Consider the following 26,495-nt stretch of genomic DNA (forward strand, 5'->3'; position numbering starts at 1 on the left):
CAAGTTTGCTATGGAAACGCCGGCGACGCTGTGGCATGCCCGACGATGGGACGACGCTGAGATCTTTCTGGCGGCTTCGTTTCAACCGCTATCGAAAGGCTCGAGCATGGACCAACTGAGCGCGCTAACCCGTATCAGCGACGAGGCGATCAGGTCGGTGATGGACCGGCTGCGCGCCGAGCACGGCGAATTCGAGATCGACACCGGCATCGCCAACCGATGGGAGCTTCGCCTCTACTACGGTTCGTTGAGCGCTACGCTCGAAGATGAAAGCGTGCTGATCCAGGTCGCGGCGCAAGACGAAACCTGCCTGTCCTACATGAAGATGACGGTCGCCGGCCATATCGCCGAACATCTCGGCACGACCAGCGGCATCCATTGGCAAGGCGATGGCAGCGATGCCGGCATGCCGGTGTTCTTCCGCGAGATCACGGTGATGTCGTCGACGCGGATTTCGGCGCACATGCAGCGCCTGCGCTTCGCCGGCAGGGATCTCGCCCGGTTTACGCATGGCGGCCTGCATATGCGGCTGCTGCTGCCGCCACGCGGCAGGCGGCCGGTCTGGCCGTCGATGGGCGTTGACGGGCTGCTGGTCTGGCCCTCGGGCCACGATGCCCTTGCCGTGCGGGTCTACACGATCCGGGCGGTGGATGCCGCAAGCGGCTGGCTCGATGTCGATTTCGTGCTGCACCCCGGCTATGACACGCCAGCCGCCACCTTCGCGCAAAACGCGCGGGCGGGAGACGTCATCGGCATGATCGGACCTGGCGGCGGCGACACCCCCGTGGCGGAGACCCTGCTTCTACTCGGCGACGACACCGCACTGCCCGCCATTGGCCGGATCCTCGAGCATCTGCCGCCGTCAACCCGCGCCGAGGTCCTCATCGAGGTCGATGGCCCGGAGGACCGCATCGCGCTGGCGCAAGGGGACAACATCGACGTCACCTGGCTTTACCGGCATGGTCGCGAGGCCGGCACCGCCGGCCTGTTGCCGGCCGCCTTGCGCGAGCGCAGCCACATGGCGCTTGCCGACGGCCTCCATGTCTGGGCCGGTTGCGAATTCGGCGATTTCCGCGAGATCCGCAAGATCGTGCGCAAGCAATGGGGCCTGTCGCGCGACCGGCACCTGGTCACCGCCTACTGGCGCCGGAGCGCGCAGGGTGATGATGAGGGCGACGACGAATAACTGGGGTCACTTTTGGGCGACTTGCGTCAGTCATGGCGGGCCAGGAAGGCCTCGGTGACAGCCATGCAATCCTGCCTTTCCTCGACATGCGGCATGTGGCTCGAGAGCGGGAAGACATGGCCCTCGACCGTGGGAATATGGTCGAGGAAGGGTTGGACACAGGCTGGCGTGGCTTCATCGAAAAAGCCGCGAAAGGCCAATGTCGGCGCCTCGATCAGCGGCAGCCGGTCGATGATCGTCCAGTCGCGCATGGTGCCGACGACGTGGAATTCGTTGGGACCGTTCATGGTGTGATAGACGGTGGGATCGGCGTCGATGGCGGCGAAGGTGCGCGCCACCTCCGCCGGCCAAGGCACGACGCGGCAGACGTGCCGGTCGTAGAACGCCCGGGTCGCCGAGAGATAATCGGGATGGTCCGTCGTGCCGTCCGCTTCGTGGCGATCGAGCGCCTGCCGCACCGCCGCCGGCAGCTCCGCGCGCAGCTGCCCCGCGCCTTCGACCCACAGCTTCATCGAGGCAAGCGAGTTGGCGAGCACCAGGGCCTTGAGGCCCGCTGGCCGGCGCACCGCGTGCTCGGCGGCGAGCATGCCGCCCCAGGATTGGCCGAGCAGGGCGTAGCGCTGCTGGATGCCCAGATGGGCAAGCAGCGCATCCAGTTCGCCAAGGAAGAATTCGACCGTCCAGAAGTCGCCGCCCTTGTCCGGTAGATGGGTGGATCGGCCGTTGCCGATCTGGTCGTAATGGATCACGGCGCGGCCGAAGCCGGCAATGTCCTTGAAGCTGTCGACATAGTCGTGGGTACAGCCGGGCCCGCCATGGGCAACGACTAACGGCAGCCTGGCGGAGCCAAGGTCTCCCGTCACACGGTACCAGGTCCTGTATGGCCCGTAGACGCTGAAACCTTCCGATACTGCAAGATCGTCCATCGTGTTCCTCCGCCTGGCTGGCTCGGCGGCGACCGCCGATCAGCGGTCTCCGACGTTGTTCACGGCAAAGGGTATAGAGGCGGACCGGCAGGCGACCAGCTAGCAATAACGTTAGTTTTGACGGATCTGGCGGGACAGGTTCTGGCCCTGGCCGATCGGCGCGAGCAACCGGTAATGGGCCGCCAGGGCGATGGCATGGAAGCGGTTGCGGGCGCCGAGCTTGCGGCTGGCGGCGTTGAGATGCAGCGTCGCGGTCGGCACGCTGCGGCAGATCTCATGGGCGATCTGCTTGGCCGTCAACCCGCAAGCCGCCAGGCTCAGGCACTGTCGCTCCCGCGATGTCAGGTGGAAATACTGGCTTGTCCTGGTGCGCTGGTCGAAGCCGGCATAGACGCAGTCATGGAACAGGTGGCCAAGGTCGCCAATGCCAGGCAACATCATCTGTGCCTCGGCTTCGAAATTCGGCTCCGGATCGAGGCGGATCGCGGTGAAGGTAGCGAGATCGCCGCCGTCGAAGCGGATGGGTACCGTCACGCCGCATGTCATCTTGGTGTCCAGGAGGTAGCCCACCACCGGATCATGCTTGCGCTGGAGGATGCGCCGCATGACCGGGCTCTGCAACCCCTTGTGCGACCACAGGAACGGTCGTGACACCGCGAGTGCCGCCTCCTGCACCGGATCGAGCTGATAGTAGCCACCCTTGCACCAGAGATCCTGCATGCCCGACGGCACGTTGGCGAGCGCCATCAGCGAAGGCGTGATCAATTCGCCATCGTGGCTGACCGGGACCGGCGTATAGTCGTAGATCAGCGAGGTGAAGCCGGCGGGCGCAAGCACACGCATCGCTGCCGCCATCGCGGCGTCGACATCCATCCCTATGTGAAATTCACTTTCGAAATCGCCGGACACGCCCTGCATGAGCAAAAGCTTACTCGCCAGCCAATGTTTGTCAAACGGGCATGTTCACCAAATGCCCAACAAATGAGCAATACGCGGTCACGGCTTGTTGTCCGCGACGCGTCCGCGTGCCAAAACTATCTTAATTCACAGCTATCCCGCCGGGTTTCGCGCGCCATAGGCTGTGTGCGATGGATCACGGTCCGGCGTGTGCCTGGCGCACGTTGCGGATCACCCACTTTCCCAAGAGGAGCAAGACGATGCGATCCCGGAAGGTTCTTAGCGCAATGATGGCCGGTGTCGGCCTGGCTGGCCTCATGCTGATGGCGCCCGTCACCGGTGCCGCCGCACAGGAAGGCAAGGTCGGCGGAACGCTCAAGCTTCTCGCCAACGCCGCTGCCGGCACGATCGATCCGCACATCAACTACACGCTGCAATATTTCCAGATCAACTACATCCTCTATGACGGGCTGGTGACCTTCCGCAAGACCGGCGACAAGACCGGTTTCGAGGTGGTGGCGGACTTGGCCGAGAGCTTGCCCAAGCCTGAAGACGGCGGCAAGAAATACGTCTTCACGCTGCGCAAGGGCATCAAGTTCGCCGACGGATCGGACCTGACGACGGCCGATGTCGTGGCATCGTTCCAGCGCATGTTCAAGATCAGCGGTCCAACCACGGGCACGCTCTACAACGGCATCGTCGGCGCCGACAAATGCCTCAAGACGCCGGCGACCTGCACGCTCGAGGGCGGCGTCGTCGCCGACGAGGCGGCAAGCACCGTGACCTTCAATCTGGTGGCGCCCGATCCCGATTTCCTGCAGAAGATTTCGATCCCGCATGCGGCGATCCTGCCCGCCGAAGCGCCGCTCAAGGATTCCGGGACCGTGCCCATCCCCGGCACCGGGCCCTACATGATCGCCAGCTACGATCCCAACAGCCTGCTCAAGATGGTGCGCAATCCGCATTTCAAGGAATGGAGCAAGGAGGCGCAGCCGGCCGGATATCCCGACGAGATAGACTATGGCTTCGGTCTCACCGACGAGGCGGCGGTCACCGCCGTGGAGAACGGCCAGGCCGACTGGATGTTCGATCCGCCGCCGGCGGACCGTTTGGCGGAACTGGGCACCAAATACGCCAAGCAGGTGTCCGTGCATCCGCTGACGGCGATGTGGTATGCGCCGATGAACACCAACCTCGCGCCCTTCAACGACATCCGCGTGCGGCAGGCCGTCAACTACGCCATCGATCGCGCCGCCATCGTCAAGCTGTTCGGTGGCAGCAACCTGGCGCAGCCGTCGTGCCAGATCCTGCCGCCGAATTTCCCGTCCTACGCACCCTATTGCCCGTTCTCGGCCAATCCTGGTGAGAAATGGTCCGCACCTGATCTGGAGAAAGCCAAGGCGCTGATCGCCGCCTCCGGAACGGCCGGCCAGGAGGTGACGATCATCACCGAGGACACCGAGGTGTCGAAATCGATCGGCGTGTATCTGCAGGATGTGCTGAACGGCCTGGGCTACAAGACCTCGGTCAAGCCAATCTCCCAGAACATCCAGTTCACCTACATCCAGAACACCAACAACAAGGTGCAGATTTCCATCTCGCAGTGGTTCCAGGATTATCCGGCGCCTTCGGATTTCCTGCAGGTGCTGTTCAGCTGCGCCTCGTTCACGCCCGGCTCGGACGCCTCGGTCAACATCTCCGGCTTCTGCGACAAGTCGATCGACCAAAAGATGGCCGAGGCTCAGACCGGCATGATCGCGGATCCGGCCAAGGGTGCGCAGCTGTGGACGGCCGTCGACAAGGCGGTGACCGACGCAGCACCCGTGGCCGTGCTCTTCACGCCCAAGCGCGTCGACCTGATCTCGCCGCGGCTGAAGAATTTCGTCTTCAGCCCGCAATTCTACTGGATCATGAGCCAGTCTTGGGTCGAGTGATCGTGGGTTGAGTGATCAGGCCCAATCCGATCCGCGGCGGAGCGATGCGCAATCCTCCGCCGCGGTTGCTTTTCCCGCCGATCTGAAATTCATACCCATCATGGACAATACGAGTGGCGGGCAAGCGCTGGTTCGGAGCCGCCGGGGTGCCGAGGGGCCATGGCGCACCGCGTGGCGCAAGCTCAAGGCCGATCGGGCCGCCATCATGGCGTTCGGTGTGCTGGTGCTGATCACTGCTGCTTGCCTGGCCGCCCCCCTCTACGCCCGCCATGTGGCGCGGACCGATCCTTTCGCCACCAATCTCAATGGCGAGATCGTCATTAACGGCGAGACCAGGCAGGTGCTGGAACCTTCGACCGAGGGGCTCGGCCTGGGGTTCACGCCGCTCGGACCGACCTGGGATTTCGGGCCCTATATGCTGGGCGCCGACAACCAGGGCCGCGACGTCGCCGCGCGCCTGCTCTACGGCGGGCGCAATTCGCTGCTGATCGCCGGCGCCGCGGCGGCGATATGCCTTGGCCTGGCGACACTGCTCGGCGTCGTCTCCGGCTTCTTCGGCGGGCTGGTCGATACCTTGCTGTCGCGCATCCTCGATGTGCTATGGGCGTTTCCCATCTTCCTGCTGGCGATTTCGCTGTCCATCGTGCTGATCACGCAAAGCATCACCATCGGGCCGATCGAAATCCGCTCCGGCAGTCTCTGGCTGCCGATCTTCATCATCGGCATCGTCTATGTCCCCTATGTCGCCAGACCCATCCGCGGTCATGTCCTGTCGCTGATGCAGGCCGAGTTCGTCACGGCGGCGATCGGCATCGGTGCGTCGCCCTGGCGCATCCTGTTGTATGATATCCTACCCAACGTGATCACCCGGGTCATCGTCTTCGTGCCACTCATCCTGGCGCTGAACATGATGACCGAATCCTCGCTGTCCTTCCTGTCGATCGGCGTGCAGCCGCCCGACGCCAGCTGGGGAACGATCATCCAGGACGGCCAAGGGCTTCTCTATTCGCGCCCGATCGTCGCCCTGGCGCCAGGGATGGCAATCGTCATCTGCGTGCTGGCGCTGAACATATTGGGCGACGGGGTGCGCGACGCGCTCGACCCGAAATCGTCGATCAGGGTCGCCTGATGCTGACGGCGCTCCTGTCCAGGCTGGGTCAAATGGTGCTGGTGATGTTCGGCATCAGCGTCGTCGCCTTCCTGATCTTTTTCGCCACTCCTGGCGCCGACCCGTCGGCGCGCATTGCCGGGCGCAACGCATCGCAGGAGACGCTGGTCCAGGTGCGGCACGATTTCGGCCTCGACCGGCCGCTGCCCGTCCAATACGCGCTGATGATGGAGCGGCTCTTCATCAGCCGTGACCTCACCTCCTTCGTCAATCGCGGCCAGAAGGTCGTTCCAACGGTGCTCGAGGCGATCCCGATCACCTTGTCGCTGGTGCTTGGCGCTGCAGTCTTGTGGGTTCTCGGCGGGTTGATCGTCGGCGTGGTCGCCGGAGCGACGCGCGGCACATGGCTCGACAGGACGCTGATGATCCTCAGCCTGATCGGCGTGTCGATTCCGGTCTTCTGGCTGGGCGAAGTCGCCAATCTGGTCACACAGAGCCGCTGGCATGACAGCTGGCTGTTCTCGTGGGTGCCGCCGCTCGGCTATATTCCCTTCACCGAAGATCCCTGGGGCTGGTTCAAGGCGCTGGTCATTCCCTGGTTCACGCTCGCCACGCTCTACATCGGGCTTTACGGCCGCGTGCTGCGGGCCTCGATCATCGAGACCATGCAGGAGGATTTCATCCGAACCGCGCGCGCCAAGGGCATCGGCGAGCGGCGGGTGCTGATGCATCATGGGCTCAGAACCTCGCTCGTCGCCTTCGTCACCATGTTCGGGCTCGATTTCGGCGCCCTGGTCGGCGGCGGCGCCTTGCTGACGGAGGTGGTCTTCGGCCTGCAAGGGGTCGGCAAGCTCACCTACGGGGCCTTGCAGACGCTCGATCTGCCGATGATCCTGGCGACAGTCATCTATGCCTCGTTCTTCGTGGTCATGGCCAATTTCATCGTCGACGTCGCCTTTGTCTTCATCGATCCGAGGGTTAGAGATGCCCACTGACAAGCCGCTGCTGGTCGTCGAGAACCTGTGCGTCTCGTTTCGCACGGAGGGTGGTGTGGTGCCTGCCGTCAGCGGCGTCTCGTTTTCGCTCGAGCGGCGCGAAATCATCGGCGTCGTCGGTGAAAGCGGCTCGGGCAAGAGCCAGACCTTGCTTGCCATCCTGGGGCTGATCAGCAGCCCCAACGCCGTCGTCACCGGGTCGGTGCGTTTTCTCGGCCAGGAGTTGCTGGGGCTCAGGCGCCGTGCGCTCGACGCCGTTCGCGGCCGGCAGATAGGGATGATCTTCCAGGATCCGATGACGGCGCTGACACCGGTCCATACGATCGGCGACCAGATCATCGAGCAGATCCGCGCGCATGAAAGGGTGTCGCGCACTGCCGCGCGCAAGCGGGCGGTGGACTTGCTCGACGCGGTTGGCTTGCCGAGCCCCGACAGTGCCGTCGACCGTTACCCGCACCAGCTGTCCGGCGGCATGCGCCAGCGCGCCGTGATCGCCATGGCGCTGTCGTGCAATCCGGCGCTGCTGATCGCCGATGAGCCGACGACGGCGCTCGACGTGACAGTGCAGGCGCAAATCCTGGAGCTGATCGGTCGATTGCGCGATGAGTTCGGATCCGCCGTGATCCTGGTCACCCATGACCTTGGCGTGGTCGCCGAAGTCGCCGATCGCGTGCTGGTGATGTATGCCGGGCGCGTTGTCGAGGAAGGCGGCAAGGGGCAGCTTTTCCGCGAGCCGCTTCACCCCTACGCATGGGGCCTGTTCGGTTCGATTCCGCCGATGCACGGTCCGCGTCCCGCGCGGCTGACGGCCATTCCCGGCAGTCCGCCGAAACTGAGCCAGATGCCGCAGGGCTGCGCCTTCGGGCCGCGCTGCGCGTTCCGGCATGATGCCTGTGCCGCGCAGCCTTCGCTTGGCGGTGCGGGAGGACACCGGTCGGCTTGTTTTCTTCCGCAGGACAGGCGCCAGGAGCTGCGCCGGACGCTTGCCGCCGGGGCCGTGCCGGCATGATCGAGACCAGGCCAAAGCCGCTGGTGCGGACCAGCGATCTGTCGAAACACTATCCGGTGGGGCGCTCGCCCTTTCAACGGCGGATCGTCCATGCCGTGGAGCAGATCTCGCTCGACATTTTCCCGGGCGAGACGCTTGGCATCGTCGGCGAGTCGGGCTGCGGAAAATCGACGCTGGGGCGCTGCCTCGTCCGGCTCACCGAAATCACCTCCGGGTCGCTGGAATTCGAGGGCCGGGACATAACGAAGGCCTCGCAACGGCAGCTTCGGCCGATACGCCGCCAGATGCAGATGGTGTTTCAGGACCCGGCCGCCTCGCTCAACCCACGCCGCCGCGTCGGCGATCTCCTGGCCGACCCGTTCCGCGTTCACGAAAAACTGTCGCGATCGGAAATGGCGGATCGCGTCGAGGATCTGTTGGTCCGCGTCGAGCTGCTTCCCGAGCATGCCCAGCGCTTTCCGCATGAATTCTCGGGTGGACAGCGCCAGCGCATCGGCATCGCGCGCGCCCTGGCACTGCGGCCGCGGTTGATCGTTGCCGACGAACCGGTATCGGCGCTGGATGTGTCGATCCAGGCGCAGATCATCAACCTGCTGGCCGATCTGCGCGACGAGTTCAACCTGACCTACGTGTTCATTGCCCACGACCTCTCGGTGGTCAGGCAGTTCTCGTCGCGGGTGGCGGTGATGTATATGGGCTCGATCGTCGAAACCGGACCGGTCGACGCTGTCTTTTCTGCGCCGCGCCATCACTACACCATAGCACTTCGCTCGGCGGTGCCGGTTCCCGACGTCGACAACCGGCCGGCCCAGCGGATCATACTCAAGGGCGATTTGCCGAGCCCGCTCGACCCGCCGTCAGGCTGCCGTTTCCATACGCGCTGCGTGGCGGCGACTTCGATGTGCCGCCACGAACGTCCCGTGCTTTCGCTCGTCGACAAGAACCACTTCGTCGCCTGCCACCATCCGAGGGCAGGCTAAAGCATGATCCCGAAAAGTGGCGTCCGGTTTTCGGGAAAGATCATGCTCAAACAATAAGATAGAGCACATCCCGATGTGGCTCTAGCCTGCCTTCAGAAGCGATAGCGCAGGCTGGCGAACAGCGAGCGGCCCTCGTCGCGGTAGCAATAGCCGGCCGAGCAGATGGTCTGCCGGTTGTCGAACAGGTTCTTGGCGTTGACCTGCAGCTTGACGCCTTCGAGCTTCGGGTTGCGGGTGCCGAAATCGTAGGACAGCGAGGCGTCGACGAAGGCGCGTGCGTCGTTCTTGAAGGTGTTGGTGTCGTCGCCATAGCTCGAGCCGGCGACGCGCACGCCCGCGCCCAGCCCCAGTCCCTCCAGCGTGCCGTTCTCGAACTGGTAGTGGCCCCATAGCGACAGGATGTGGTTCGGCGTCGCCGACAGCTCGTTCCCATCGGTTCCTTCGGCGCCGCGCTCGATCCTGACGCGCAGATAGGTGTAGGAGGCGATGAAGCTGAAGCCGTTGTCGAGCGAGGCATTGGCCTCCAGTTCGACGCCGCGCGAATTCAGGTCGAGCTGGCGCTGCTTGTTGATGCCGGTCGAGGCGTCGAAGACGACGCCGTCCTTCTGGTCGATGTCGAACAGCGCGGCGCTGACGGTCGCATTGTGGTCCGGGATCTCGTATTTGACGCCGATCTCCTTCTGCGTCGCGATGGTCGGGCGGGCGACGCGGCCGACAGTGCTGGAGACGTCGTCATAGACGAAGCCGATGTTTGGCGAGAACGAGGTCGAATAGTTGACATAGGGCGTGATGCCCCATTCGGTCTGGTAGGACAGGCCAAGCCGGCCCGAAAAGGCGCTGTCCTTCTGCTTCGACGTGCTGAAATCGGCGGCGGTGGAGGTGGTGTCGACCCAGTCGTAGCGGCCGCTGGCGAACAGGGTGAAGTCGTTCCACTCCATCTGGTCATGCAGGTAGGCGCCGAGCTGGTTCATCTCCTGTCCGCCAGAGTGGGGAACCGCAGCCGCCTTGATGTCGTCGACCGAGACATAGGACAGACCGCTGCCGGCATCATAGTCCGACCAGGCATAGTCGATGCCGCCGACAGCGGTATGCTTGACCGGGCCGGTGTCGAACTCGAACTGCGCCATGTTGTCGACGACGAAGTTCTTCATGTTCTCGGTGTAGTGGCCCCAGTAGCGCTGCAGTGGCTGGTCGGCGCCGATCGAGTAGTGGCCTGCGTACTCGATGTCGCTGTCGACGGCGTTGTAGCGCAGGTTCTGCCGCACCGTCAGCAGGTCGTTGAAACGGTGCTCGAACTCGTAGCCGATACGGCCCTGGTTCTGGGCAAAATCGTTCCAGGCCGGATCGCCCTCATAGACGTTGGACAGCACGCCATAGCTCGAATTGTAGAAGGCCGCCGTGCCGCCGGTGACCGATTTCGAATATTCGCCGAGGATTGTCAGCTTCGTATCCTCGTCCGGCTTGAAGGTGACAGCCGGCGCCAGATAGATCTTGTCGTCGGGATAGGCAGGCAATTCGGTCTCGCTTTTGCGGCCGAGGCTGGTGAAGCGATAGAGGATGCTGCCGTCCTCGGTCACCGGCCCGGAAGCGTCAAGCGCGGCCTGGAACCGGTTGTGTTCGCCGGCAAGCAGTTCGATTTCGCGGAACGGCTCATCCTTGGGGCGCTTGGTGACGACATTGACGATGCCACCCGGGCCGCTGACGCCGTAAAGGGACGATGCCGGGCCCTTCAGGATGGTGACGCCCTCAATGCCGTAGGGCTCGGTCTTGAACCAGGCGGAGGGGCCGTTGTACTGGCGCAGCCCGTCGCGGAACATGCCGTTGTAGAAGGCCTGGAAGCCGCGCAGGAAGAACGCGTCGTAGCGGGTGTCGAAGCCGAAGCTGTTGGGATTGGCGCTGGCCGTGTAGCCGAGCGTTTCGTTCAGTGTGCGCGGCTTCTGGTCCTCGATCTGCTTCTGCGTCACCACCGAAATGGCCTGTGGAATCCTGGCGATCGGCGTATCGGTCTTGGTGCCGATGCGGTCCTTCTTGGCGACGTAGCCATCCTGAACTAGGATCTCGTTGCTCTGCGCAGTGACCTCGATCTTGCCAAGGACGGGGGCAGTCTCGCTGTCCTGGGCGCGTGCGGCGCCAGGCTGGCCGAGCATCGCCGTACCGCCCAGCAATGATATCCCCAGGCGCCATGTCGTCGGCCGCGTTCGCATCAACTCGTCTCCACTGTCTCATGCAGGATTGCGCTCCCGCGCTCTCAAATATGAGTATGTGAGTCAAGTATTTTTTCGGGACTTGTGCGCAGACTGCCGGGTGCTGTCACACAGCGGCAACGCTGGTCGGGGTTCGGCCAACCACGGGCGACCTTGCTCTATTGCCTGACGCTTCTCGCCACCAGCCGCGCCACGCTCGGGCCGACCAGCAGCACGATCAGGAAGCGCGCCGATTGCAGCGCCATGACGAAGGAGATGTCGACGTTCTGCGCGGCGGCGGCAATGATGGCGATGCTGTCCATGCCACCGGGGCTGGTCGCCAGGTAGGCGGTCAGCGGATCGATGCCGAGCAGATGGCTGATCATGAAGGCAAGGCCGCCGCAAAAGGCGATCAACGCCACGATCGAGGCGATGATCTGCGGCAAGGCGCGCGTCGCATGGCGCAGGATCGGTCGGGTGAAGTTCAGGCCGATCGACCAGCCGACCATCGCGTAGCTCAAGGCCAGCAGCCATTGCGGCAATTGCATCTCCACGCCAAGGCCGAGATGGATGACGGTGCCGAAGATGAAGGTGCCGAGAAAGAAGGGCGAGGGCAGCCCGCAAAGCTTTCCCGCCAGGCCGCCGACAAGTGCGATGCCGATGGTGGCGGCGAAAGCTTGGCGGTCGATCGGCGGAAACCAGATAATGGGCGGGATTTCGACGCCCGACGTGTCGACCCACATCTTGGCGACGAGCGCCGCCGTCATCGAAACGAAGATGACGCGCAGGTACTGCATGAAGGCGACGAGGCGCTGGTCGGCGCCGAAGGCACCGGCCATCAGCACCATGGCGGTGGCGGCACCTGGCGACGAGCCCCAGACGGCGGTGGTGCCGGGCAGGATGCGCCAGCGGCTGATCAGCCAGCCGAGCAGGCTGGAGGCTGTGACGGTGGCCACCACGACGCCGAGAAACAGCGGCCATTCCTGGTAAAAGACGGGAAAGATGTCGGCCGAGATCGAACTGGCGACGAGGCCGCCGACAATCGCCTGGGCGGCGCCGAACAGAAGACGCGGCACGCGCACCGTGGCGCCATTGGTGCCGGCGACGATGGCCGCCAGCATCGGTCCGATCAGCAGCGCCGCCGGCAGGGCGGCGAATTCCAGCGCGCCGGCAAACAGGGCGGAGACGGTCAGGATCGCCAGCCATTGCCAGAGCTTGCGCATGCGCGCCATGCGCTCGATGGCGGGCAGATCCGGGGGTGACGGCTCGGCCGAGGAATCCATGTTTTGGTCTTAGACTCGAAGCCGGGCGATGCGAACCCCGCTGCGCCGAAAAAGGATGCTTGCCTCAGCCGGTCTTGGCGTCGGCGAGGCCGAAGCCGCCGACAGGGTGGGTTTCGACCTGGAATTCAAAGCCGGCGATGAACGGCCGCGCCTTGGCGATTGCCGCCTGGACTTCTGGGAGCTGCAGCGAGGCCTTGTGGCTTTCGGCGTCGGTCCACACTTCGGTGACCCAGATCGCATCGGCATCCGCGGGGTCGCGGGCGATGATGTAGCTCAGGCAGCCCGGCAGGGCGCCGGTGCTGGTGCTGGCGCGCAGGACATCCATGACCGCGTCGCGCTGGCCGCGCGCCGCTCGCATCTTGCCGATCAGTCCGTACATTCCTCTGTCTCCCTTCAAGGTTTTCGACAAGATAGATCGTCAGTATGCAGATAGCCGGTCAAGGCATCAACTGGCCGCCATTCACCTCGATCACCTGGCCGGTGATGTAGCCGCTCAAGAGGTCGGAAGAGAGGAACAGGTAGGCGCCGACGCAATCCTGCGCGGTGCCGGCACGTCCCTGTGGAATGGTGGCGACCATGCCCTTCATCTGCTCGTCGGTCGAATAGCGCTCGTGGAACGGCGTGAGGATGGTGCCGGGCGCCACCGCGTTGACGCGGATGCCGAAGCCGATCAGCTCCTTGGCCATGCCGCGCGTCACGTTGGAGACGAAGGCCTTGGCCGAGCCGTAGAGGCCGGCGCCGCCGCCGGCGCCGTTGCGCGCGGCGATCGACGAGGTGTTGACGATGAAGCCGCCCTGTTTCTTCAGCCACGGGATCGCCTTGCGCGAGGCGGTCAGTACCGAACGTGCATTGAGGTCCATCACCGCGTCGTAATGCGCCTCGGTCTGCTCGGCATAGGGCACGCGACCGAGCATGCCGCCGGCATTGTTGACCAACCCGTCGAGGCGGCCGAAATGCTGCGCGCTGTCCTCGACGACGCGCTCGACATCGGCGGGAACGGAGAAATCACCCTGGACGAGGAACACCTCGCCGCCCTCGTCGGCAATGGTCTTGGCCAGAGCCTCGGTGGCGTCGCGGCTCGAATTGTAGTGCAACGCCACCTTGCATTTCTGCGCGGCGTAAGCCGACGCCAGGGCCGCGCCTATGCCGGTCGATGCACCGGTGACCAGTACCGCCTTGCCGGCGAGATCGGGAATGCTGAGTGTGGTGGTGGCTGGCACGCGCGTCCTCCGGGATTTCTGCCAGTCCTTCGTAGGCCTTTGGTGCCCGGATGTTCAAGCCTCAGGGGCGCAGATAGACGTAGCCCTGGCCCTGCAGTTCCGCGAGTTTGACGACGCCGCCCCTGTCGGCGGCATGGAAACCGTCGAGCAGGTCGGTCAAGGAAATATCCATGCCTTGCATGGTGTTGGCGCAGGCATGCGGATTGAGCCCCTGCTGCACCAGGCTGGCGAAGCGACCGGAAATCGCGGCCGATATGCCTTTCGACTTGAAGGCGGCAAGGGCCGGACCATGCACGACCAGCACGATGTCGACATTACCGCCGGTGCCGTCATAGTGGTTCTTGATGTTGCCGAGAACGAAATTGACCTTGTCGAGATCGCTCAGATGAAAGGCCACCTTCTGCCTGGCAGGCTCCGTGGCGGCTGCCTGCACCACCCGCAGGCCAAAAAACGTCCCGGTTCCGGCAAGAACCGCGCGGAACATATCGCGCCGGCGCATCGCATTCTCCTCCGCTTGGCGGCGCACCGCAAAATGCGTGGCTGCGGCCGTAATACTAGCATAAATTGACGTGGCGTCCTGTCGATGCGAGGAGGGGTTACATGGCGTCTGGGAAATGGAAGACAGTAGCCAGCGCCGGATTTGGCGCGCTGCTTGCTGTGCTTGCCGGCTCGGCCTTCGCCGATGACGCACTCAAGCTCACCGAACTCAGCCCCAACGGCGCCGATGCCTGTTTCGGCCGCGTCTATGACGCAGCACATCTCAAGGCGCATCCGAAGCAGAAGGTGGCGCGGATCTTTTTCTACTACGGCCATGATCCGGTCAGCCGGCCGAACGAGGAGCCGACGGCGAATTCCGACTCGTCCTACAACGCCTTCGTTGCCACGACCGTGCGCGGCGCCAAGGCGCCGGAATGGGCCGGCGGCTGGTGCAATCACGAGTCCGAGGACGGCAAGACAGGCCCGATCCATTGCGGCATGGACTGCGACCGCACCCTGGCCTCGCTGAAAGTCGATGACAAAGGACGCCTGATCCTCACCGACGTGCAGCCAGATCTTTATCTCGATGCCGGGTCGGAAGAGGAACTGGGCGCGGCGGAATATGACAGGCAGGCGCTGGGCAAGGAGGATGACAATTTCCGCCTCGACCCGATGCCGGCCGCGACCTGCAAGGCGGAGTTCGCGCGCATCGATCCGATCGACCCGGCGCTCGGGCCCCCGCTGCGCGAACGGCTGAAGCCGGATCAGGCCTTCTGCTATGGGCGCGACTACGATGCTCCCATCCCGACCAGTTGACGCAATCGATCCGGGTTTTCCGCGGCCCGGTGGAACTGGCGTCTTTTGCTTCAGGGGGCGACGCGGCCAACTGGCCCGACGGCGCCGACATTGCCGTTACCGTTACCACGCGGCAGAAATCGGCCAAGGTCACGCAGACCTATTCCTGCCAGGGCGAGGCCGACCAGTGGCGCTGCGCGGCAAGTTCGAAGATGAGCGATTTTTCCTGCGACATCGCGCAGAAGGAGATTTTCCTCAAGCGCGGCGCCAATGGCACGATGATGCTGGCCAATCCCAACAGCAGCCTGGCGATCGTCGACCTGTGCTCAAAGGCCGCCGACGGCAAGACGAAGTCCGACGACAAGGTCTACCGGCTGCAGCCGATGCCGCAATCGGCCTGCGCGCCGTGAGCTGAACTTCAGGCGAAGGGCACAGCGGTCGTGCCCTTGGGCAGCTTGGCTTCGTCGTCGGGCTCGACATGGATGGTGACGCGCACCGAGGGGATTTCGGCTTTCAGCGCGTCCTCGATGCGGTCGCAGATGACATGGCTGGCGCCGACCGACATGTCGGCGTCGACGACCAGATGGAACTCGATGAAGGTGGCGCGGCCGGCGATGCGCGTCTTGAGGTCATGCACCTCCAATGCGCCCTTGCAGTTGGCCGAGATGACGTCGCGGATGTGCATGTGTTCTGCCGTGTCGACAGCGCGGTCCATCAGGCCGTTCATCGACGAGCCGATGACATGCCAGCCCTGCCACAGGATGTTGAGCGCTACGAGGACGGCCAGTGCCGGGTCGAGGATCTGCCAGCCGGTCAGGATTGCCCCGACCAGGCCGCCGAACACACCGACCGAGGTCACCACATCGGTCATGATGTGGTTGCCGTCGGCGACCAGCGCCGGCGATTTCTCGGCCCTGCCGGCGCGGATCAGCGTCCAGGCCCAGAAGGCGTTGATGACCGTCGCGATGCCGTTGACCGCGAGGCCGTTCCAAGGCTTTTCCATGGGCGCCGGCGCCTGCCAGGAGCGCCAGACCTCGTTGAGGATCAAAAGGGCGGCGAGAACGATCAGCACGCCTTCGAGCACCGCCGAGAAATACTCGGCCTTGTGATGGCCGAAGGGATGATCCTGGTCGGCCGGCTTGTAGCTGACCTGGATCGCCCAGAAGGCGGCCATCGAGGCAATGACGTTGACGATCGATTCCAGCGCGTCCGAATAGAGCGCCACCGAGCCGGTGATGTACCAGGCGGCGAGCTTCAGGCCGAGTACGATTGCGGCAATGATGATCGACCAGAAGGCAAGGTTGGCGACCTTGCGCTTCGCGGCGGCTTTGGCCGCGATCGCCATCGTGTTCTCGGCTTCGGCCATGGTCGTCAGGCGGCCTTTTCCTTGGCCTTGCGCGGCAGGTGGGCGACGATGTTCTCGATGATGCGCATGCCGGCATTGTGGCCGAGCGTCATGATCGATTCCGGGTGGAACTGCACCGCGGCAATCGGCTCCTTGCGGTGCTCGAAGGCCATGATGACGCCGTCCTCGGTCTCGGCCGTGACGATGAAATCATCGGGCAGGCGCACCGGATCGGCAAAGATCGAGTGATAGCGGCCGACGGTGACTTCCTTGGGCAGGCCCGAAAAGATGATGCCCGGCTTCGAGACACGGATGCGCGACGGCTTGCCGTGCATCGGCACATGCAGTTGCCTGAGCTCGCCGCCATAGGCCTCGGCCAGCGCCTGCAGGCCAAGGCAGACGCCGAAGATCGGCAGGTCACGGGCGCGGGCCTTCTTGATGGTGGCGGCGCAATCGAAATCCTTCGGGGTGCCGGGGCCGGGTGACAGCACGACAAGATCAGGCTTCAGCCGGTCGAAGACTTCCTCAGGCACCGGCGTGCGCACGGTCGAGACGTTGGCGCCGGTCTGGCGGAAATAATTGGCCAGCGTGTGGACGAAGCTGTCCTCGTGGTCGACGAGCAGGATGTTGACGCCGTCGCCGACGCGGGCGGTGGTGCGCTCGGTGCTGGCGGAATTGCCTGTCTTGGCGTCGCGGATGGCGGAGAGCATGGCGGATGCCTTCAGTTCGGTTTCGGCTTCTTCTTCCTCGGGAATGCTGTCGAAGAGCAATGTGGCGCCGGCGCGCACTTCGGCAATGCCATCCTTGATGCGGATGGTGCGCAAGGTGAGGCCGGTGTTCATGTCGCCGTTGAAATTGACCATGCCGATCGCGCCGCCATACCAGGCGCGCGGGCTCTTCTCGTTCTGCTCGATGAAGCGCATGGCCCACAGTTTCGGCGCGCCGGTGACGGTGACCGCCCAGGCATGCGACAGGAAGGCGTCGAAGGCATCCATGCCTTCGCGCAGCCGCCCTTCAATGTGGTCCACGGTGTGGATCAGGCGCGAATACATCTCGATCTGGCGGCGGCCGATGACGCGCACCGAGCCCGGCTCGCAGACCCGCGACTTGTCGTTGCGGTCGACGTCGGAGCACATTGTGAGCTCGGATTCGTCCTTCTTGGAGTTGAGCAGCTTCAGGATCTGCTCGGAGTCCGAAATGGCGTCGTCGCCGCGCTTGATGGTGCCCGAGATCGGGCAGGTCTCGACACGGCGGCCGTTGACGCGCACGAACATTTCCGGCGAGGCGCCGATCAGATATTCGCCTTCGCCCAGGTTGATGAAGAAGGAATAGGGCGAGGGGTTGATCGACTTCAGCTTGCGCGAAATCTCGGACGGCTGCGTCTCGCAGTGCTCATAGAACATCTGGCCGGGCACGACCTCGAACAGATCGCCGCGCTTGAACGAATCCATGGCCTTGCGAACCAGATTGGCGTATTCGCCCGGATCGTGGTCGCCGCGCGGCGGGATGCAGTCGGGGCTCTTGAACGGCTCGGCGATTTCGTCGCGGGGCAGGCCTTCCGTCGAAAACCCATCGCCCGAATAGTCGTAGCGGTCGGTCCAGGCCTTGGCCGAATAATGGTCGACGACCAGGATCTCGTCGGGCAGGAACAGGACGAGATCGCGCTGGCTTGGCTTGCGCTCGAGCTTGTAGTCGACCGGGTCGAACTGGAAGGCGAGGTCGTAGCCGAAGGCGCCGTAGAGGCCGAGATTGGCGTCTTCCTCGGTCTTGAACAGAGCGGTGATGGCGCGTAGCACGGTGAACACCGAGGGGACGCGGCTGCGTTCCTCCTCGGTGAAGACACGGCCGGGTTTGGCGACGTCGAGGCGGATCAGTTTCTTGGAGTTCTCGACGATGGCGACATCGGCCAGGCTGCCGAGCGTCTTGCCGATGACCGGCAACAGCGCCTCGCCACGGCCGTTCAGCGCCTCGATGCGCATGGCGCGGCCACGCGCCGAAATGACCAGCGGCGGATCGATGATGGCGGTGTCCCAGCGCGTGTAGCGGCCGGGATATTCGTAGTTCGAGGAAAACACCGCGCCCCGGCGCGCATTCAGCCCGTCGACATAAGCGTCAATCGCGCCCGCATAGGGCCGGTCGTGGCGCTCGCGGATGATGGTGATGCCACCCGCCGTCACGAAACTTTCCGCCCCGTTTTCCAGAACTTTCATCGTCACTGCCGTCTCCATCAGCTTCTTGGGGCAACGGACCCGGGAATGGCTTGAAAAAACAAATGGCCGCCCGGACATTCCGTTGCGGCCACCTTCTATTTTCACGCGCACGCGTTCGAACAGGCCGCTGTCAGCAGGCCCACCACCAAATGGTCTTGGTCGAACGCATGTTCATGACGAAATCCATAGCTGCGAATAGCGGGATGCGCAACAGGTTTGAAAAGTCTGTTCGTTGGCCGCCGCTTCTGCGGCTCATGGCACATCGCCTGAGCCAGCGGTCCCGTCTAGGCTGGATGTCCAACAGCAGAATATGGGAAAACACCAATGACCGAGCAGATCGACCGCGCACGGACGTTCCATTCCCTCCACGTCAAGGGAAACCCGATCGTTCTCTACAATGCCTGGGACCCGGGCTCGGCAAAGATCGTCGAGAAAGCAGGGGCCAAAGCCATCGCCACGGGAAGCTGGCCGGTGGCGGCGGCCTTTGGATACGCCGATGGCGAGAAAATCCCGCTGGAACTGGCACTCGACAACATCAGGCGCATCGCCGCCGCAGTCGACCTGCCGGTGACCATGGATCTCGAGGGCGGCTATGGCGTCGATCCGGACACCGTCGCCCGCACCGTGAGGCTTGCCGTTCAGGCCGGCGCCATCGGCTTCAATTTCGAGGATCAGATTGTCGGCGGCACCGGACTGCACGACATCGCCGTGCAGGTGAAGCGGATCGAAGCCGCCGCCGCGGCGGTCAAGGCCTCGGCTATCCCGGCCTTCCTCAACGCCCGAACCGACATCTTCCTCAAGGCCAAGCCGGATGCGCACGACAAGGCGCTGCTCGACCAGGCGATCGAGCGGGCGAATGCCTTTGAAAAGGCCGGGGCGAACGGCTTTTTCGCGCCGGGTCTTGGCGATGAAGGTTTGATCGAGGCGCTCTGCAAGGCGATCGCGTTGCCGGTCAACATTATCGCGCTGGCGCATGTGCCGCCGCGCCAGCGGCTGGCGGAACTCGGCGTCGCCCGCATCAGCCACGGCCCGGTGCCCTACCGGCAGATGGCCGAATGGCTGGAGGCGAAGGCGCGCCAGGCGATCTCAGGTTAGTTCAGTCCTCCAGTGTCCCGGAGCGCGCGTTGGCGCTCCTGCTGTCGCCGACGAGTTTCAAAAGATCCTCGCCGGCGCGGATGATGCGGCGCGAGCGGCGGGTCAAGACGATGCCGTCCTGCGGCGCGAACACTTCGGTGCGGCCATCGGTTTCACCCGGTGCGTGGACGATGGTGGCGAGGCGCGCGCCCTTGGCGACGCGGTCGCCGGGCTTCACATCGTAAAGCACGGCACCTGCCCGGGGTGCCGGCATCATGTCGATGTTTTCCAGCGGGGCCACGACACCGGTGAAAGGATCAGTTGCGGGCAGGGCGGTATCGGTGATCACGCCGCGCGCCACCAGCAGCCGGTAGAGGCCTTCGGCATCGGCGGCGGCCAAGGCACCGTCGACATCGAGGATGCCGCGATATTCGACCGTGGTGGCGACGCGACGGTCGAGCTTGGCCACCTCATCGGGAACGTTCTGGTAGGGCATGATCGAGGCGCCCTCGAACGTGCCGTCGGTGTCTTCGCTCCACAGCATCACCGCATCGACGCCCATGGCGGCGGCACAATCGGCCATCGCCGGCCACAGGCTGGTATGGACATAGAGATAGGCGAGGCCCTCGTCGTCGCAATGCAGGTCGAGCACGATGTCGTGGCCGAGGGAAAGCCGCACCAGCCGGGTCTTCAGCCGCTGGTCGACGGAGCCAAGGGTGGTGTCGGGCAAGAGTGCTGCGTCGGGCGCGGCAAGCAGCGGAAAGCCGCGATTGAAGTTGGTGCGGGTGCCGATATGGAAGCGGCCCTGATGCTCGCCGAAATGATATTGGGCGCGGCCGATCGGGTTGGCCCAGGGCACGACGGTGATGTCGCCCTTGACGCGGCCTTCAGCCTCGGCCTTGGCCAGCATCGGCATCAGCGCGTCGATGGCGACGACGCCCGGCAACTCGCCGGCATGGAGTGCTGCCTGCAGATAGGCTGACGGAGCGGCCTTGTCGGTTCCGGCAAAGCGGAACAGCGGAAATTCGTAGGAAACACCTTCGCTTTCGCCGGCAATGCGCTCGATCGATTTCTGCATGACTTTCCTCCATCAAGAGCGACAAGACATGCCCATTGGAAGGTGCCGATGTCGATTGGTCCAGCCTGCCGCGCTATGGGCGCAAGCGGCTATTCCGCGGCAGCCTGAAGCGGGACGACAGGCGCGCGCCGATCCAGCGTCTGCGACAGCACCGCGACGATGACCGCCAGCAGTGCCAATGCCGCGCCGACCAGCGGCAGATTGGCATAGGAAACGCCCGCGGAAAGGGCCACGCCACCGATCCAGGCGCCGCCGGCATTGCCGACGTTGAAGGCGCCCTGGTTCAGCGTGGCGGCGAGGTTCGGCCCTTCGGAAGCCGCCTCGACGACGCGGATCTGCAGCGGCGGCACGACGACGAAGATGAGCAGGCCCCACAGGAAGACGATGCCGATGGCAACGCCGGCTATGGCGCCGAACTGCATGAAGCCGACAAACAGCAGCGCCAGCAACAGCAGCGTGCCGATAACCGTCGGCATCAATTTCCAGTCGGCGAGCCTGCCGCCGATGATGTTGCCGATGGTCATGCCGGCGCCGAACAGCAGCAGCACCCAGGTGACCGCGGAGGTGGACAGGCCGGACACGTCGGTCAGATAGGGCTTTATGTAGGTGAAGACGGCAAACAGGCTGGCCGAGGCAAGGGCGGCGATCAGCATCGCCAGCCAGACCTGCAGCTTGCCCAGCACGCGCAGCTCGCCGCGCAGGCCGCCACCGCTTGGCTCGGCGACGTCCGATGGCACCAGCCAGGCGATGCAAGCGACCGAGATCAGGCCGATGCCGACGACGGCAAGGAAGGTGGCGCGCCAGCCGAAGGCCTCGCCAAGGGCGGTGCCGGCCGGGACGCCAAGGATGTTGGCCAGCGTCAGCCCAGCGAACATCAGCGCGATGGCGCTGGCCCGCCTGTTGCGCGGCACAAGGCTCGCGGCAACGACCGAGCCGATGCCGAAGAAGGCGCCGTGGCCGAAGGCGGTGAAGACGCGCGCGGCCATCAGCATCCAGTAGTTGGGTGCGATGGCGCAGAACAGATTGCCGACGACGAACAGCGCGGCGAGACCCACCAGCACCGGCTTGCGCGGCAGATGCGCGGTGGCCATCGCCACGATTGGCGCGCCGAAGACGACGCCGAGCGCATAGCCGGTGACCAGCAGGCCAGCCGAAGGGATGGACACGCCGAGGTCGGCGGCGACCTCCGGCAGCAGGCCCATGATGACGAATTCGGTGGTGCCGATGCAGAAGGACGCAATGGCAAGCGCAAGGATCGGCAAGGGCATGGAGCGTCCAGACTGAATCGGTTCAATCCGAGAATGCGCGTAGACTCTTGCCAATCGCAACATGCATTGCTGCAATGCAGCAATGCATAAAGTCGAGAGCTTAATGGCCGGTACATCAGGCCAGCGGCTTCAGTTCCTGGGCAATGGTGGGCAGCAGTTCCGAGACATTCGGGTGGATATGAACGGCACGTGCCAGCGTGTCGACGGGCGCCTTGGCGTACATCAGGTCGAGCACGCAATGCACCGCCTCGTCGCCGCCGGGACCAAGCACCGAACAGCCTAGGATCTCCCTGGTGTCGGCGTCGACCAGGATCTTCATAAAGCCTTGCGTCTCGCCCTTTTCGACGGCGCGGCCGACGCGGGTCATCGGCCGTTGGCCGACCAGCGCCCGGCGCCCGGATTTCTTCACCGCAGCCTCGGTCATGCCGCAGCGGCCGAGTGGCGGATCGATGTAGAGCGCATAGGCCTCGATACGGTCGCTGACCTTGCGTGGATCGTTATCCAGCAGGTTGGCGGCGACGATCTCATAGTCGTTGTAGGAGGTGTGGGTGAAGGCGCCCTTGCCGTTGCAGTCGCCCATCGCCCAGATGCCGGGCACGCTGGTGCGCAGCTGGTCGTCGACGGTGACGAAACCGCGCCGGTCGACCTCGACGCCCGCCTTGTCGAGGCCGAGATCGTCGGTGTTGGGTGTGCGCCCGAGAGCCAGCAGCACATGCGAGCCGACCGCAGGCGGCTTGCCGGCGGAGAAGGTGACGGCAATGTCCTTGCCCTGTCTGGCGAAAGCGATGTCGTCGGCACCGACATGAACCGCAATGCCTTCGTTTTCGAGGATCGACAGGATGGTGGCCGAGACGTCCTCGTCCTCGCGGCCGGTCAGGCGCGGGCTCTTTTCGATGACGGTGACTTCGCTACCGAAGCGGCGGAACATCTGCGCGAATTCGAGCGAGATATAGCTGCCGCCGACGACGACGAGATGGCGCGGCAGCACGTCGAGATCCATCATCGAGGAGTTGGTCAGATAGCCGATTTCGTGGACGCCGGGCAGGTCGGGCACCGAGGCGCGGCCGCCGGTGTTGAGGAAGATCTTCCCGGCGGTCAAAAGATCGTCGCCGACGCGCACGGTGTTGGCGGATTCGAAACGCGCATGACCGCGATAGAGCGTGCATTTGTCCATGCCGGCGATCCAGGTCTCGAGCCCGGTTCGGGCGTCGTTCGACACCTTGTCCTTGCGCGCCTTGATCGCCTTGTAGTCGACGCCAACGGGGCCGCCGAGCGTCACGCCATAGTCGGCGGCGCGTCGCGCCAGATGCGCGGCATAGGCGCTGGCGACCATGGTCTTGGTCGGCATGCAGCCGGTGTTGACGCAGGTGCCGCCGACCAGCTTGCGCTCGATCAGCGCCACGCTCATGCCGGCAGCGTTCAGCCGGCCGGCCAGGGAAGGGCCGGCCTGTCCGGCGCCGATGATGATGGCGTCGAAAGTCTTGGCCGTCATGCCACCGCCGCTACGATCAGCAGGCCGCCGATGATCGCCACTGCGTCCTCGATGAAGGCGGCGGGCGGGTCCTTGCCGAAGGCGGCCGCCAGCCGGCCGCGTGCTTCGGCGCCGCCCAGCGTGCCGATGACAGCGCCGATGGCGCCCGCGATCAGGCCGCCGATGGTGGCGCCACCGGTGGCGCCGATGACGGCGCCGGTGAAGGCGCCCATGATGATGCGGGCGCCGAACTGCTGCGGCACCTTCCGGCTCGGCGTCGACGGCAGCTGATCAGTGACCAGCTCGACGATGGCAAGGATGGTGAAGATGCCGACAGCGGCCCAGTGGCTCATGAAGCTGGCCCAGGTGCCGGCGACCGGCAGCCAGCCGAGATAAGCGCCCCAGGCGACGGCAGCCGGCGCGGTCATGGCACGAAGGCCGGCAATGACGCCGATCAGAAGTGCAAGAATATACAACATGGTCGATTTCCCCTCATCGCCGGCCAGGACAGCCTTGCAAGAACAGGCTAGCATAGGCCGGGCATTTGACCAGCACATGACCTCGAAAAATCCGAATGGATTTTGCGCCCGGTGTTGCGGGACGCTGGCACTTTCCCGTTCATTGCAAGTGTGCTTTGGCAAGGATGTCACAGGGAGACACCGTCATGGCTGGAAGCGAGCGTGCAAAGATGGCGGCCGGCGAATGGTACACCTGCCTCGACGACGAACTCGAGGCATTGCGCATGACGGCGCGCGACGCGGTGTTCGAGCACAATTCGCTGCCGCCACGGCAGCGTAGAAACCTCGGGCCGGGCTTGAAAGCATTGCTCGGCAGGGCGGGCGAGGGCGCCCGCATCGAGGCGCCGTTCCACTGCGCCTACGGCTTCAACATCTTTCTCGGCGACGGCGTCTTTCTCAATGCCGGCTGCACCATTCTCGACACGGCAAGCGTGCGCATCGGCAAGGGAACGCTGCTTGGCCCCAATGTGCAGATCTATTGCGCCGAGCATCACAAGGCCGCCGCCGGACGGCAAGCCGGACTTGAGATCGCCAGGCCGATCGAGATCGGCACCAACGCCTGGATAGGCGGCAGCGCGATCATCCTTGGTGGCGTCAGCATCGGCGAGGGCGCCATCGTCGGCGCCGGCGCAGTGGTGACGCGCGATGTGGCCGCGAATACCACGGTGGTCGGCAATCCGGCGCGGGCGGTCAAACGGGATTGAACAGATCAGGACGAAAGCACCATGCGTTCGTCCTTCTGATCGGTCCGCCTGGAGAACTCACGCCGGTATTGCACCGGTGACGTCTTGAGCCGTGCTGAAAAATGCTGGCGCAGCGATGTGGCGCTGCCGAAGCCGGCCTCGAAGGCCACCATGTCCATCGACTTCTCCGTTGCCTCCAGCAGCCGCTGCGCCAGTTCGATGCGATGGCTGGTCAGCCATTCGCCGAAACTCGTGCCGATCGATTTCTGAAAGCGGCGGGTGAAGGTGCGCCGGGTCAGGCCGGCGGCCTCGGCAACGCGGTCCAGGCTGTGCGTCGCGGCAAGCGTCGCGCGAACCGCGTCAAGCGCCTGGGTGAAGCGGTCGGCGTTCTCGCTTTTCGCCACCGGATGCTCGATGAATTGTGCCTGCCCGCCCTGGCGATGCGGCGAAAGGACGATCTGGCGGGCGAGCCGGAGTGCGGCTTCCGCGCCATAACGGGCGCGTACGATGTGGAGACAGCAGTCGAGGCCAGCCGCAACGCCGGCCGATGTCACGACATCGCCATTGTCGACATAGAGCACCGTGGCATCGACAGTGATGTCGGGATGGAGTTTTTGCAGCCGTTCGGAATAGGCCCAGTGCGTCGCGGCACGGCGCCCTGAAAGCAGCCCGGCTGCGGCAATGGCAAAGGTTCCCAGACACAGGCCGACAATCAATGCGCCATGCTGATGCGCTCTGCGCAGCGCCTCCATCAACACTGGCGCTGGCGCCTCGCCCAGATGATACCAGCTTGGGATGATGACGATGTCGGCGCCGTCGAGGCCCTCGAGCCCATGCGGCGCGGCAACGGTCAATCCGGCTTCGGTGTGGACCGGGCCGGCCTTGACCGCGCAAATGCGGAAGTCGAAGCGCGGCAGCCCAAGCGCCGTCCTGTCCTCGCCGAACACCAGGCATGGCACGGAGAGATGGAACGGGCTGATGCCGTCGAAGGCAAGGACGGCAATGATCGGGTCGGTCATGGTGCTTCCAGCAAGTGAAAGCGGATTGTCCCAATTCTTTCGAATGATGTCAATCGGGACACTTTCGACCGCTTGGCGACCCGCCTATTTTCGGCCCCATCGCATTCAAGCCGGAAAGGAAAACACCATGTCTGACCCAGCCAACACCACGCCGCGCCGCGCGCTCGTCGTCATCGACGTCCAGAATGATTATGATGGCGGCAATCTCGCCATCCAGCATCCGCCGTTCCGCGACAGCGTCGTCAATGTGGCACGCGCCATGGATGCGGCGGCGGCAGCCGGTATCAAGGTGGTGGTCGTCAAGCAGATGGCGCCCGAGACCTCGCCGATCTTCGCCAAGGGCAGCCATGGCGGTGAACTGCACCCCGAAATCGCCAGGCGCAGCCGCGACCACTACGTCGAAAAGAACCTGCCCTCCGCCTTCACCGGCACCGATCTGGAGGACTGGCTTCGCGCCAACGCCATCGATACGCTCACGGTGGTCGGCTACATGACGCACAATTGCGATCTGTCGACCATCATCCACGCCGTCCACATGGGCTTTGCGGTCGAGTTCCTGTCCGACGCGACCGGCTCCGTGCCTTACGCCAACAGCGCCGGCTACGCCTCGGCCGAGGAGATCCACCGCGTGGTGACGATCATCCTGCAGTCGCGCTTCGCGGCGGTGCTGAAGATCGCCGAATGGGTCGAATGCCTGAAGACCGGGACACTGCCGGAACGCGACACGATCTTCGGCTCCAATCAGCGGGCGCTGTCGCGCAACGCGGCATAGCAATATCCGGAAACAAAAAGGGCGCCGCATCGCTGCGGCACCCTTTTTGTTGTCGAGACGTTAG

At 64.4% G+C, this 26,495-nt stretch carries 25 protein-coding genes; 11 read left to right on the top strand and 14 right to left on the bottom strand.

Annotated features, from left to right (window positions below; genetic code table 11):
* The first annotated feature begins 106 nt into the window (after window positions 1–106).
* Entirely contained in the window at window positions 107–1,186 is a 1,080-nt protein-coding gene (locus tag B5V02_RS03305; protein WP_111543707.1) for a siderophore-interacting protein, read from the top strand.
* A gap of 26 nt (window positions 1,187–1,212) precedes the next feature.
* On the opposite strand, the gene B5V02_RS03310 is transcribed toward B5V02_RS03305, so the two are convergent.
* Both B5V02_RS03310 and B5V02_RS03315 read right to left on the bottom strand, forming a co-directional pair.
* Complete coding sequence (locus tag B5V02_RS03310) at window positions 1,213–2,112, bottom strand: proline iminopeptidase-family hydrolase (RefSeq protein ID WP_111542813.1); 900 nt, start codon at window positions 2,110–2,112, stop codon at window positions 1,213–1,215.
* A 111-nt stretch (window positions 2,113–2,223) separates the two neighbouring features.
* Window positions 2,224–3,030, bottom strand: coding sequence for a helix-turn-helix transcriptional regulator (locus B5V02_RS03315; protein WP_245445661.1), 807 nt, complete (start codon window positions 3,028–3,030; stop codon window positions 2,224–2,226).
* A 239-nt stretch (window positions 3,031–3,269) separates the two neighbouring features.
* Between B5V02_RS03315 and B5V02_RS03320 the strand changes: the two genes are divergently transcribed.
* The 5 genes from B5V02_RS03320 to B5V02_RS03340 all read left to right on the top strand — a co-directional run bounded on the left by B5V02_RS03320 (window position 3,270) and on the right by B5V02_RS03340 (window position 9,035).
* Window positions 3,270–4,943, top strand: a complete 1,674-nt coding sequence (locus tag B5V02_RS03320) for an ABC transporter substrate-binding protein (RefSeq protein ID WP_111542815.1) — start codon at window positions 3,270–3,272, stop codon at window positions 4,941–4,943.
* Between the two features lie 100 nt (window positions 4,944–5,043).
* Complete coding sequence (locus B5V02_RS03325) at window positions 5,044–6,072, top strand: ABC transporter permease (protein ID WP_111543708.1); 1,029 nt, start codon at window positions 5,044–5,046, stop codon at window positions 6,070–6,072.
* Window positions 6,072–7,046: an ABC transporter permease gene (locus tag B5V02_RS03330; RefSeq protein ID WP_111542816.1), complete on the top strand. Its 975-nt coding sequence runs from the start codon at window positions 6,072–6,074 to the stop codon at window positions 7,044–7,046. The genes B5V02_RS03325 and B5V02_RS03330 overlap by 1 nt, the downstream gene beginning before the upstream one ends.
* On the top strand, window positions 7,036–8,055 hold the full coding sequence (locus tag B5V02_RS03335; protein WP_111542817.1) for an ABC transporter ATP-binding protein: 1,020 nt from the start codon (window positions 7,036–7,038) through the stop codon (window positions 8,053–8,055). Before B5V02_RS03330 ends, B5V02_RS03335 begins: the two co-directional genes overlap by 11 nt.
* Entirely contained in the window at window positions 8,052–9,035 is a 984-nt protein-coding gene (locus tag B5V02_RS03340; RefSeq protein WP_111542818.1) for an ABC transporter ATP-binding protein, read from the top strand. The genes B5V02_RS03335 and B5V02_RS03340 overlap by 4 nt, the downstream gene beginning before the upstream one ends.
* A 92-nt stretch (window positions 9,036–9,127) precedes the next feature.
* On the opposite strand, the gene B5V02_RS03345 is transcribed toward B5V02_RS03340, so the two are convergent.
* The 5 genes from B5V02_RS03345 to B5V02_RS03365 form a co-directional block, all read right to left on the bottom strand.
* Window positions 9,128–11,239, bottom strand: a complete 2,112-nt coding sequence (locus B5V02_RS03345) for a TonB-dependent siderophore receptor (RefSeq protein ID WP_111542819.1) — start codon at window positions 11,237–11,239, stop codon at window positions 9,128–9,130.
* A gap of 158 nt (window positions 11,240–11,397) precedes the next feature.
* Window positions 11,398–12,501, bottom strand: a complete 1,104-nt coding sequence (locus B5V02_RS03350; RefSeq protein WP_111542820.1) for an AbrB family transcriptional regulator — start codon at window positions 12,499–12,501, stop codon at window positions 11,398–11,400.
* A gap of 64 nt (window positions 12,502–12,565) precedes the next feature.
* Window positions 12,566–12,880, bottom strand: a complete 315-nt coding sequence (locus tag B5V02_RS03355) for a putative quinol monooxygenase (protein WP_111542821.1) — start codon at window positions 12,878–12,880, stop codon at window positions 12,566–12,568.
* Between the two features lie 58 nt (window positions 12,881–12,938).
* Window positions 12,939–13,721, bottom strand: a complete 783-nt coding sequence (locus B5V02_RS03360) for an SDR family NAD(P)-dependent oxidoreductase (protein ID WP_111542822.1) — start codon at window positions 13,719–13,721, stop codon at window positions 12,939–12,941.
* A gap of 61 nt (window positions 13,722–13,782) precedes the next feature.
* On the bottom strand, window positions 13,783–14,220 hold the full coding sequence (locus B5V02_RS03365; RefSeq protein WP_111542823.1) for a DsrE family protein: 438 nt from the start codon (window positions 14,218–14,220) through the stop codon (window positions 13,783–13,785).
* A 101-nt stretch (window positions 14,221–14,321) separates the two neighbouring features.
* Here B5V02_RS03365 and B5V02_RS41405 point away from each other — a divergent pair, with 101 nt between their 5' ends.
* Complete coding sequence (locus tag B5V02_RS41405; RefSeq protein WP_245445663.1) at window positions 14,322–15,014, top strand: hypothetical protein; 693 nt, start codon at window positions 14,322–14,324, stop codon at window positions 15,012–15,014.
* Between the two features lie 29 nt (window positions 15,015–15,043).
* Window positions 15,044–15,403 (top strand): hypothetical protein, encoded by a 360-nt coding sequence (locus B5V02_RS41410; protein ID WP_245445665.1) that lies wholly within the window; start codon window positions 15,044–15,046, stop codon window positions 15,401–15,403.
* 8 nt (window positions 15,404–15,411) lie between these two features.
* Here the strand turns inward: B5V02_RS41410 and B5V02_RS03375 are convergent, their stop codons facing one another.
* Together B5V02_RS03375 and B5V02_RS03380 are read right to left on the bottom strand one after the other, a co-directional pair.
* On the bottom strand, window positions 15,412–16,359 hold the full coding sequence (locus tag B5V02_RS03375; protein ID WP_111542824.1) for a cation diffusion facilitator family transporter: 948 nt from the start codon (window positions 16,357–16,359) through the stop codon (window positions 15,412–15,414).
* A gap of 5 nt (window positions 16,360–16,364) precedes the next feature.
* Window positions 16,365–18,554, bottom strand: coding sequence for an anthranilate synthase (locus tag B5V02_RS03380; protein WP_111543709.1), 2,190 nt, complete (start codon window positions 18,552–18,554; stop codon window positions 16,365–16,367).
* Between the two features lie 318 nt (window positions 18,555–18,872).
* Here B5V02_RS03380 and B5V02_RS03385 point away from each other — a divergent pair, with 318 nt between their 5' ends.
* Window positions 18,873–19,643: an isocitrate lyase/PEP mutase family protein gene (locus tag B5V02_RS03385; protein ID WP_111542825.1), complete on the top strand. Its 771-nt coding sequence runs from the start codon at window positions 18,873–18,875 to the stop codon at window positions 19,641–19,643.
* Between the two features lies 1 nt (window position 19,644).
* Here B5V02_RS03385 and B5V02_RS03390 read toward each other — a convergent pair whose 3' ends face one another.
* The 4 genes from B5V02_RS03390 to B5V02_RS03405 form a co-directional block, all read right to left on the bottom strand.
* Window positions 19,645–20,700, bottom strand: coding sequence for a M14 family metallopeptidase (locus B5V02_RS03390; RefSeq protein ID WP_111542826.1), 1,056 nt, complete (start codon window positions 20,698–20,700; stop codon window positions 19,645–19,647).
* Window positions 20,701–20,789: 89 nt separating this feature from the next.
* On the bottom strand, window positions 20,790–21,968 hold the full coding sequence (locus B5V02_RS03395) for an MFS transporter (RefSeq protein ID WP_111542827.1): 1,179 nt from the start codon (window positions 21,966–21,968) through the stop codon (window positions 20,790–20,792).
* A 115-nt stretch (window positions 21,969–22,083) separates the two neighbouring features.
* A complete protein-coding gene (locus B5V02_RS03400; protein ID WP_111542828.1) occupies window positions 22,084–23,460 on the bottom strand; it encodes an FAD-containing oxidoreductase in 1,377 nt (458 codons plus the stop codon).
* Complete coding sequence (locus tag B5V02_RS03405; RefSeq protein WP_111543710.1) at window positions 23,457–23,918, bottom strand: DUF4126 domain-containing protein; 462 nt, start codon at window positions 23,916–23,918, stop codon at window positions 23,457–23,459. Before B5V02_RS03405 ends, B5V02_RS03400 begins: the two co-directional genes overlap by 4 nt.
* Before the next feature lie 185 nt (window positions 23,919–24,103).
* Between B5V02_RS03405 and B5V02_RS03410 the strand changes: the two genes are divergently transcribed.
* Window positions 24,104–24,661: a sugar O-acetyltransferase gene (locus tag B5V02_RS03410; RefSeq protein WP_111542829.1), complete on the top strand. Its 558-nt coding sequence runs from the start codon at window positions 24,104–24,106 to the stop codon at window positions 24,659–24,661.
* A 5-nt stretch (window positions 24,662–24,666) separates the two neighbouring features.
* On the opposite strand, the gene B5V02_RS03415 is transcribed toward B5V02_RS03410, so the two are convergent.
* On the bottom strand, window positions 24,667–25,659 hold the full coding sequence (locus tag B5V02_RS03415) for a GlxA family transcriptional regulator (RefSeq protein WP_111542830.1): 993 nt from the start codon (window positions 25,657–25,659) through the stop codon (window positions 24,667–24,669).
* Between the two features lie 127 nt (window positions 25,660–25,786).
* On the opposite strand from B5V02_RS03415, the gene B5V02_RS03420 reads away from it, so the two are divergent.
* Window positions 25,787–26,431, top strand: a complete 645-nt coding sequence (locus tag B5V02_RS03420; RefSeq protein ID WP_111543711.1) for a cysteine hydrolase family protein — start codon at window positions 25,787–25,789, stop codon at window positions 26,429–26,431.
* Window positions 26,432–26,495 lie beyond the last annotated feature (64 nt).

The sequence above is a fragment of the Mesorhizobium kowhaii genome, assembly GCF_003253745.1.
Lineage (GTDB): Bacteria > Pseudomonadota > Alphaproteobacteria > Rhizobiales > Rhizobiaceae > Mesorhizobium > Mesorhizobium kowhaii.

Coding starts and splice junctions, on each gene's coding strand:
- B5V02_RS03310 (WP_111542813.1), bottom strand. CDS start 2,112: ATGGACGATCTTGCAGTATCGGAAGGTTTCAGCGTCTACGGGCCATAC.
- B5V02_RS03325 (WP_111543708.1), top strand. CDS start 5,044: ATGGACAATACGAGTGGCGGGCAAGCGCTGGTTCGGAGCCGCCGGGGT.
- B5V02_RS03375 (WP_111542824.1), bottom strand. CDS start 16,359: ATGGCCGAAGCCGAGAACACGATGGCGATCGCGGCCAAAGCCGCCGCG.
- B5V02_RS03335 (WP_111542817.1), top strand. CDS start 7,036: ATGCCCACTGACAAGCCGCTGCTGGTCGTCGAGAACCTGTGCGTCTCG.
- B5V02_RS03355 (WP_111542821.1), bottom strand. CDS start 12,880: ATGTACGGACTGATCGGCAAGATGCGAGCGGCGCGCGGCCAGCGCGAC.
- B5V02_RS41405 (WP_245445663.1), top strand. CDS start 14,322: ATGGCGTCTGGGAAATGGAAGACAGTAGCCAGCGCCGGATTTGGCGCG.
- B5V02_RS03400 (WP_111542828.1), bottom strand. CDS start 23,460: ATGACGGCCAAGACTTTCGACGCCATCATCATCGGCGCCGGACAGGCC.
- B5V02_RS03305 (WP_111543707.1), top strand. CDS start 107: ATGGACCAACTGAGCGCGCTAACCCGTATCAGCGACGAGGCGATCAGG.
- B5V02_RS03390 (WP_111542826.1), bottom strand. CDS start 20,700: ATGCAGAAATCGATCGAGCGCATTGCCGGCGAAAGCGAAGGTGTTTCC.
- B5V02_RS03340 (WP_111542818.1), top strand. CDS start 8,052: ATGATCGAGACCAGGCCAAAGCCGCTGGTGCGGACCAGCGATCTGTCG.
- B5V02_RS03410 (WP_111542829.1), top strand. CDS start 24,104: ATGGCTGGAAGCGAGCGTGCAAAGATGGCGGCCGGCGAATGGTACACC.
- B5V02_RS03415 (WP_111542830.1), bottom strand. CDS start 25,659: ATGACCGACCCGATCATTGCCGTCCTTGCCTTCGACGGCATCAGCCCG.
- B5V02_RS03315 (WP_245445661.1), bottom strand. CDS start 3,030: ATGCAGGGCGTGTCCGGCGATTTCGAAAGTGAATTTCACATAGGGATG.
- B5V02_RS03395 (WP_111542827.1), bottom strand. CDS start 21,968: ATGCCCTTGCCGATCCTTGCGCTTGCCATTGCGTCCTTCTGCATCGGC.
- B5V02_RS03345 (WP_111542819.1), bottom strand. CDS start 11,239: ATGCGAACGCGGCCGACGACATGGCGCCTGGGGATATCATTGCTGGGC.
- B5V02_RS03365 (WP_111542823.1), bottom strand. CDS start 14,220: ATGCGCCGGCGCGATATGTTCCGCGCGGTTCTTGCCGGAACCGGGACG.
- B5V02_RS03405 (WP_111543710.1), bottom strand. CDS start 23,918: ATGTTGTATATTCTTGCACTTCTGATCGGCGTCATTGCCGGCCTTCGT.
- B5V02_RS03320 (WP_111542815.1), top strand. CDS start 3,270: ATGCGATCCCGGAAGGTTCTTAGCGCAATGATGGCCGGTGTCGGCCTG.
- B5V02_RS03420 (WP_111543711.1), top strand. CDS start 25,787: ATGTCTGACCCAGCCAACACCACGCCGCGCCGCGCGCTCGTCGTCATC.
- B5V02_RS03385 (WP_111542825.1), top strand. CDS start 18,873: ATGACCGAGCAGATCGACCGCGCACGGACGTTCCATTCCCTCCACGTC.
- B5V02_RS03350 (WP_111542820.1), bottom strand. CDS start 12,501: ATGGATTCCTCGGCCGAGCCGTCACCCCCGGATCTGCCCGCCATCGAG.
- B5V02_RS03330 (WP_111542816.1), top strand. CDS start 6,072: ATGCTGACGGCGCTCCTGTCCAGGCTGGGTCAAATGGTGCTGGTGATG.